We start from the raw sequence: 7227 nt of genomic DNA on the forward strand, positions 1-7227 counted from the left end.
GGCACACGCTGGGCGTACGGCAGCGGTTGGGCACCGTTGCTCAGGTAGACCTGGTCCGATGGCTTCAGGCTCTCCCAGACTCGATCGAGGTCAAAGGCGGAGACGTTCTGGTTCAAACAGGCAAACCAGTTCCAGGCCAGCGTTTCGGGGCTTTGCACGAAGGCCGCCCGGGTCTTGTCGAGGTTGCCTCCAAACTGCAAAAAGTTGCTGCAGTCGAAGGGCGTGGCGTCCTGGGCATGGGCCAACCCGGCCAATGCACTGAGGACAGTTATTGATAAGGCTCGCCGCATGGAAGCTCCTTGGCTGTGGCCAGTTCGGTGTTGGGGCGCCCCAGGAAATGTTCCAGGAGCAGGTGCTTCACTGCCGTGGCCGCAAGGTGCTGCGGTAACGCCAGGTCACAATTGGTGATCAACAGCGGGCCGGTCTGCGGGCTGCCGGGCAGGCGGCCATGGCTGCCCCGCACCAAGCCGGTGTCGAGCGGGATCAGGTCCATGTAGTAGCGAAAGCCGAGTTTCTTTTGCAGCAAACGCCCCGCGAGTTTCAGCCTGGGGAAACGAATGGCCGGGTCGATAAACAGCTCCACCGGGTCGTAGCCGGGCTTGCGGTGGATGTCCACGGTGCGCGCAAAATCCGGTGCCTTGCGCTCATCCAGCCAGTAGTAGTAATCGAACCAGAAACCCTTGGCGGCCACAGCCACCAGCTCGCCGCTGCGCGGGTGGTCCAGTTGCCAGGCGCGCTGTTCGGTCTTGTCCAGCACCTGTTCGACGCCGGGCTGGCGCAGCAACAAGGCTTTGACCCGGGGGATGTCCTCGGCCTGCTTGACGTAGACATGCGCAATTTGATGGTCAGCCACCGCAAATGCCGCGCTGGCGCCCGGGTCGAGCAATTCCCAACTGAGCGACTCGCGCACCTGCAACAGGCCTTCGGTGCGCAATACGCGGTTGATCGACACCGAGTGCTCGACGGCTTCGATGCCGTATTCGGAGAGCAGCATCACGGCCGCCCCCTGCGCGTCAGCAAAGGCCAGCAGGCGCCCGACTTCGCTGTCGATCGCGCGCACTTCATCGGCAATGGACGGGTGATCAGGCCCCACGCGCTGCAGGCTGTAGTCGAGGTGGGGCAGGTAGATCAGCTGTAAATGCGGGCGGTTGATCGCGAACTCCGCCATGGCGCAATCGACGATCCAGCGGCTCGATGCAATGCCCGCCGCAGGCCCCCAGAACCCGTGAAAGGGGAACTCGCCGATCTGCGCCTCGATCTGCTCATGCAGCCCCGGCGGCGACGAATACAGGCCGAAGTGTTTGCGCCCGTCGGCCGGGTAATGCGGGCGCGGGGTAATGGCCGCGTCCACGTCGGCGTACATGTTGTACCACCAGAACAACTGGCTGCAGCGGAACCCGGGCATCTCCCGCTTGAGGGTCTGCCAGACCTTTTCGCCCTGCACCAGCGCATTCGGTTGCAGCCAGAAGCGCACTTCGGCTTGCTCGCGAAAGTACCAGCCATTGCCGACGATGCCATGCTGCGACGGCGGCGTGCCGGTGAGGATCGACGCCTGCACCGTCGAGGTCACGGCCGGGAATACCGGCTGCAGCGTGGCCATCTTGGCGGTCTTCAGCAGCGCGTTGATGTGCGGCGTCGCCTCACCCAGCAGCGACGGCGTGAGCCCGACCACATTGATCAGCAGCAGCGGTTGCTCAGAGCGCATCGGCGTACGCCTCCTGCACCAGCCATTGCAGCAGGCCGCGCTGGCGCAACTGGTCTTCGACCCAGCGCAATTCGGCGGCGATGCCTTCCAGTTGCGCGTGCTCGGTGGCAGGCCGCAGTGAGGGTGGCAGCACGCCCCAGCTGTAGGTCTCGACCTCCAGCACCGGGCGGAATTCGCTGTGGGCGGCCAGGTAGTCGAAAGTCTGCGCGAGCGCAGCCTGGCTGCCACTGAGTTCGGGCAACAACAGCTGTTCGCTGAACAAGGGCACGTGGAAGTGAATCCGCAGCTCGTTGAACCCGGCGCAGCCTTCCAGGGCGGCGGGCAAGTCTGGCCAGGCGACTCGCAGGCCCTGTGCGTCGAGGGCTTTGACCTGGTGCAGGTAAGTGATTTCGGCAAAGGTCGCCAAGGTGTTGAGCACCTGCTCGCGGCGGCGCTCATCGTTGGCCGGCAAACGGCAAATCATCGCATTCGACAGCTGGACCTTGCCGATCGGGACGCGGGCCTGGCGCAGTCGGTCCAGGGATTGGTAGCAATCTTCAAACATCACCGCTTGGTGGCACACGTCAAAACACAACGCCAGGTAGTCATGGTTCGGGTCCAGGGCCTGCCGACGCTGGAAGAAGGCGATGGCCTGCTCGGTGTTTTCCAGCACGCAGTCCGGTTCCATCTCCAGGCAAAACACGATTTTCTTGCCGGTTTCGCGGTGCAGGCTGGCCAGCGCCGCCGTGAGTTGGCTGAGATGCTCGTCGGCGCGTTCTTGCAAGGTGGGCGTCCAAGTGGCGGCGTAGCCCAGCGGCACTGTGGAAATCACCCCGTGGCGGCAGTCGGTCGGCAGCGCATGGGCAAGGATGTGCGCCAGGTCCAGGCTGTAGGCCAGCCGCTGCGGGTCGGCCCAGTTGGGCAGGTACACCTCGGCTTTCACCGCGCCCTGATGGAACTCGCCATAGGGAAACCCGTTCAGCGAGGTCAGGCGCAGCCCGCTGCTGTGCAGCAGCTGTAGAAAATGCGCGCGTGCCGGTTCGTGCTGCAATTCGGTGGCCGCGCGGGCGCAGATCCACAGGCCGCTGTCCTGCGCGTCCAGCCCGCGCAGGCGCCGCACGCCTTGGAAATGCTGCTCGATAGAGGCGCGCAAACCGGCTAAATCCCGGGTCGGGTGCACATTGCTGCAATAACCGACCTGGGGCGCCGTCCAGCCACTGGCGGCACTCATTTGACCACCGGGTCCTGGCCGCGCAGGGCCGAGTTTTCCTGCCACTGCTTGCGCTGGTCGATGGGCAGCGGCGTGCTGACCAGCGTCTTGTCCAACTGGCCGCTTTGGGCAAAAAAGTCCACCGGGTTGTGGAACAGCACCTGTTCCACCTGGGCTTCGCTGAAGCCTGCCGCCAACATCGCCTGGCCGGTCTTCGGCACCTTGAGCGGGTCACTGATGCCCCAGTCGGCAGCGCTGTTGACCACCATTTTTTCGGTGCCGTATTCCTGCAGCAACGCGACCATGCGTTGCTCCGACATTTTGGTATTGGGGTAGATCGAATGGCCGCGCCAGCAGTCGCTGTCGAGCACCAGCGGCAGGGTCAATTCGTTGAGGTGGTCGATGATCACCAGGTGCTCGGCGATGCCGACTTCGCGGATCACCGCCAGGGTCCGCTTGGTGCCGCCGATCTTGTCGCGGTGCGGGGTATGCACCAGCACCGGCAGGTTGAATTGCTTGGCCAGTTCCAGCTGCGCGGCGAGAAAGCGGTCTTCTTCCGGGGTGATGTCGTCGTAGCCGATTTCACCCACCGCCACCACGCCATCCTTGACCAGATAACGCGGCAGAATCTGCAGCACTTCGTTGGCGATCGACAGGTCGTTGGCCTCCTTGGGGTTCAGGCCAATGGTGCAGAAATGATGGATGCCGAACATGCTCGCGCGAAAACGCTCCCAGCCCAGCAGGGTGTCGAAATAGTCGACGAAACTGCCGACGCTGGTGCGCGCCTGCCCTTGCCAGAACGCCGGTTCGATCACCCCGGTGATGCCGGCGGCGGCCATGTTCTGGTAGTCGTCAGTGGTGCGGCTGACCATATGAATATGCGGGTCGAAGTACTTGAGCATGGTGAATCCTCGTCAAGGAAAAGGGCGCAGGCGGTGGGCTTCAGTTGAGGTGGGCGTGCCACTCCGGTGGCAGGCGCAGGCCGCCCAGGCGCTGGCGTTGCGCGGGGCTGAGCAGGGCGAAAGCGATGGCGTTGGGGAGCCCGGGGGACACTGCGCGCCCGGCGGCGAGTTGCTCGTCCAACAGGTCGAGGGCGAGTTGGTTGAGGGTCACGCTGTGATGCTGTTTGAGGCCGAGCAGGCGCCCGATGTCGAGCCCCATGCCGAGCGCCTTCAGCACCAATTGGTGAAAGGCCCGCTCCGGGTAGTGACGTGCGGGGTAGGCGGTGTCGAGGGCGAGAGCGGCGAACACCTGCGGGTTGCTGGTGCGCCCGGCCTGCAATGCCAGCTCCAGGCACTGGCCATCGCTGTCGAGCCAGTCGAGGGCCTTGAGCAGGGCGATTTTTTCCGCGTCGTCGCCCCACAGGAACAGCTGGCGCAGCGTCGGCAGCCGCTGGTTTTCCGGCACCTGTTCCAGCATTTGGGCCAGCAACAAACCGCGCGCCAGGCAGACCGCCGTGGCCTTGAGGTGACGTTTGCTTTGGCCGCTCAACAGCGCCGTGGTGGTGGCGCTGGGGTGTTCGGCCAGTTGCGCCTGCGCCTGCTGCCACCACTGCAGTTCGGTGGCGTCCAGCTGTTGGCTCAGGGCTTGGTGATGTTCGGCGAGGCCATCCTGGCGCATGTTCATGTGGGCTTGATCCAGCGCTGAAAGTGAGGAAGCAGGAAAAACACCAGCACGCACACCAGGCTGCCCAATGGCTGGTTGGCCACCGCCAGCACCAGTGCGTCGAACAGCGGCAGCGCGGCCAGCCCGGCACCGATAAACACGCGCACGTTGCGCTGTTGCGGGTGTGCCAGGTGCTTGTAGTAATGCCAGCCCAACCAACCGAGCCACAGCAGCAATACCGGCCAGAACCACAGGTTGGTGGCGTAGATGGCCAGGGCGAGCGGGCTCAGCATCAGGAGCAGCGGCAAACGGCTGATCAACGTGTTGCGGTGTTCCTGACGGGCGAGGTAAGTCAGGCCGCTGATGTACACCCCAAGCAACACCGCGCACAGCCAGATCGGCTCCGGCGGCAGCGCCAGGCTTGCCGCTGCCGTGAGGTACAGCGCCGAGCGGCAAGCGCCCATCAGCCACACGCTGTGGGCGTATTTCTTGTGCAGCAGGTTGTAGCCGACGATGCAGCCCACCAGCAGCAGCACGCTGCCGAACAGCCAGTGCGGCTGATCAATCAAGCGGCTCAGGCCCAGCACCGCTATGGCGGCGAACATCAGCAGCAACGCAGTGGCGAGGCCGACGTGTCGTCGGCTCGCCAGGCCCAGGGTGATGGGGCGCGGGTTGTGGTGCTGCTGGTCCCAGTCGGCATCCAGCCAGTCGTTCAATAGCATGCCGGCCAGGTACAGCATCGACAGCGTGATCAATAACAACACCCACACCAGCGACGACGGCGGCGCCAGGGCGCCGGCGCTGCTGGCGAGCAGGGCGGCGGCCAGGGTGTTGGTCCACACGGTGGGCAGGTTGGAGACACGGCCCAGGGTCAGCCAGGCTTTCACATTGGGCTGGCTCATTGTGCGTAGCTCAGGCGCAACGCCATGTCGCTGCGAGTCAACAACTGGTGCAACGCCCATTCCATCTGTGCGTCATCGATTTCATGCAGGTCCACTGATTGGCCGATCCGGTTGAGCATGGGGATCGACAGTTGCCCGCCCAAGTGTTGGCGGAACTCCTCCAGCCCGCGCATGACGTGCGAGCGGCCTTGCGTATCTTTCAAGCCCAGCTCCGCCGGGCACAGGTTAAAGCCCAGGGTGTGCAGCAGGTTCATCACCCGTTGCGTATCGGCGTCGCTCAAGAGGCCCAGGGCATTGGCATACAGCCCATCCAGGGCCATGCCCACCGCAACCGCCTCGCCATGGCGCAGCCGGTGGTGGCTGAGGTTTTCCAGCTTGTGCGCGGCCCAGTGACCGTAATCCAGCGGGCGACCATTGCCGCGCTCGAACGGGTCGCCGGCCCCGGTGATATGCCCCAGGTGCAGCTCGGCACAACGGCGAATCGCATAGCGGCTGGCCGGGTGGTCGAAGCGGGCGAGGGCGTCGGCGTGCTGCTCCATCCACTCGAAGAAAGCCTGGTCCTTGATCAGCGCCACCTTGACCGCCTCCGCCAGCCCGGCGATCTGGTCGCGGTGCGTGAGGCTGGTGAGCAACTGGAAGTCATTGATCACCGCCGTGGCAGGGTAGAACGCGCCGAGCAGGTTTTTTTGGCCGAAGGCATTGATGCCGTTTTTTACGCCGATGCCGGCATCGTTTTGGGCCAGTACGGTGGTGGGAATGCGGATCAGGCGAATACCGCGGTGGAAGGTTGCGCAGGCATAGCCCACCGAGTCGAGCACTGCGCCGCCACCGAGCGCGAGCACGTAGCAATGCCGGTCGAGGCCGTGTTGCAGCATGTCGCTGTACAGTTGCTCCAACACCTGTGCAGTTTTGCTCAGCTCACCGGCGGGCACGGCAATGGGTGCGGCCAGCAAACGCAGGTCGGTGGCATGTGCAGCGAAGTAGCTGTCGATCTGTTCCCGCAACTGCGGGGCGCTGTTCAGCAGTTGTTCGTCGGCAAACACCATCACCGTTATCGGGCTGTTGTGCTGCGCCGTGAGCTGCTGGTGAAGACAGGGGTTGAGCGGGTCGAACAGGTAGTCGGTGAACACCACCGGGTAGTCGTAACTGACCTCGAAACGGCCGTGCAACGGTGGCTCGGCGTTCGGTTTGCGCAGAGTCTTGAACAGGCTGTGCCCGGCCACAAACAGCAGCGGCAGCACCATGCTCGCCACAATCGTCACCAGCAGCGCATTCTGCTCGATCAGGAACGTGCCGATGGCGGTGTAGGCCAGTGCCAGGCCGGCGTTGGCCAGGGTGGTGACGAGTAAAAATGCGCGCAGCGGGTAGCGTTGCATCCCGGCGGCCACCACCGAAGTTTCCGCCAGCACCGGCACCCCGCGCAGGCAGATCAACGACAGCGTGTTGAGGCGGTACGCCAACTGCCCCGGCTGGCGCTGATGCAAGCCCAGGCGCCCCGCCAGCAGCCGAAAATACCCGGCGCCCAGCGCATAACCCAACCCGGCGCCGAGGCACAGGCCAACAAAAATTACCAGGTAACCGCCCACGCTGCCGAGCATGGCCACCGCCAGCAGCGCGACCATGCTGGAGGGCACGGGCAACACCACGTCGAGTGCGAGCAGGGCGATCAGCAGCAACGCCAGGTTGAGTGCCAGGGTGGGCGTGGAGGGCTGGTACAGGTTGAGGTGGTTCAGGAAGCCCTGAATCTGTTGTTCGAACAACAGGAAACTGGCGATCACCAGCCCGGCAAAACACACCAATGACAGCCAGAAATGCCTGGCTGGCCC

Annotated in this window: 6 protein-coding genes and 1 pseudogene; all 7 read right to left on the reverse strand. The window is 64.2% G+C overall.

Going from position 1 to position 7227, the window contains the following annotated elements:
• Positions 1-290 (reverse strand): annotated as a pseudogene (locus tag WBB95_RS17945) (hypothetical protein); the annotation flags it as partial.
• On the reverse strand, positions 269-1705 hold the full coding sequence (locus tag WBB95_RS17950; RefSeq protein WP_424488811.1) for an alkaline phosphatase family protein: 1437 nt from the start codon (positions 1703-1705) through the stop codon (positions 269-271). The gene WBB95_RS17950 and the pseudogene WBB95_RS17945, both read right to left, overlap by 22 nt.
• Complete coding sequence (gene eboE / locus WBB95_RS17955; RefSeq protein WP_424488812.1) at positions 1695-2915, reverse strand: metabolite traffic protein EboE; 1221 nt, start codon at positions 2913-2915, stop codon at positions 1695-1697. The genes WBB95_RS17950 and eboE overlap by 11 nt, the downstream gene beginning before the upstream one ends.
• Positions 2912-3796, reverse strand: a complete 885-nt coding sequence (locus WBB95_RS17960; protein ID WP_424488813.1) for a TatD family hydrolase — start codon at positions 3794-3796, stop codon at positions 2912-2914. The genes eboE and WBB95_RS17960 overlap by 4 nt, the downstream gene beginning before the upstream one ends.
• Before the next feature lie 40 nt (positions 3797-3836).
• On the reverse strand, positions 3837-4520 hold the full coding sequence (locus WBB95_RS17965) for an EboA domain-containing protein (protein WP_424488814.1): 684 nt from the start codon (positions 4518-4520) through the stop codon (positions 3837-3839).
• Positions 4517-5401, reverse strand: coding sequence for a UbiA family prenyltransferase (locus WBB95_RS17970; protein WP_424488815.1), 885 nt, complete (start codon positions 5399-5401; stop codon positions 4517-4519). Before WBB95_RS17970 ends, WBB95_RS17965 begins: the two co-directional genes overlap by 4 nt.
• A partial coding sequence (locus WBB95_RS17975; RefSeq protein WP_424488816.1) for a 3-dehydroquinate synthase occupies positions 5398-7227 on the reverse strand: 1830 nt, incomplete at its 5' end. The genes WBB95_RS17975 and WBB95_RS17970, both read right to left, overlap by 4 nt.

The organism is Pseudomonas sp., from assembly GCF_049645325.1.
GTDB lineage: Bacteria > Pseudomonadota > Gammaproteobacteria > Pseudomonadales > Pseudomonadaceae > Aquipseudomonas.

Bases quoted from the DNA above. Each gene is read 5' to 3' on its own strand.
- WBB95_RS17950 (WP_424488811.1), bottom strand. From the start codon at position 1,705: ATGCGCTCTGAGCAACCGCTGCTGCTGATCAATGTGGTCGGGCTCACG.
- eboE (WP_424488812.1), bottom strand. From the start codon at position 2,915: ATGAGTGCCGCCAGTGGCTGGACGGCGCCCCAGGTCGGTTATTGCAGC.
- WBB95_RS17960 (WP_424488813.1), bottom strand. From the start codon at position 3,796: ATGCTCAAGTACTTCGACCCGCATATTCATATGGTCAGCCGCACCACT.
- WBB95_RS17965 (WP_424488814.1), bottom strand. From the start codon at position 4,520: ATGAACATGCGCCAGGATGGCCTCGCCGAACATCACCAAGCCCTGAGC.
- WBB95_RS17970 (WP_424488815.1), bottom strand. From the start codon at position 5,401: ATGAGCCAGCCCAATGTGAAAGCCTGGCTGACCCTGGGCCGTGTCTCC.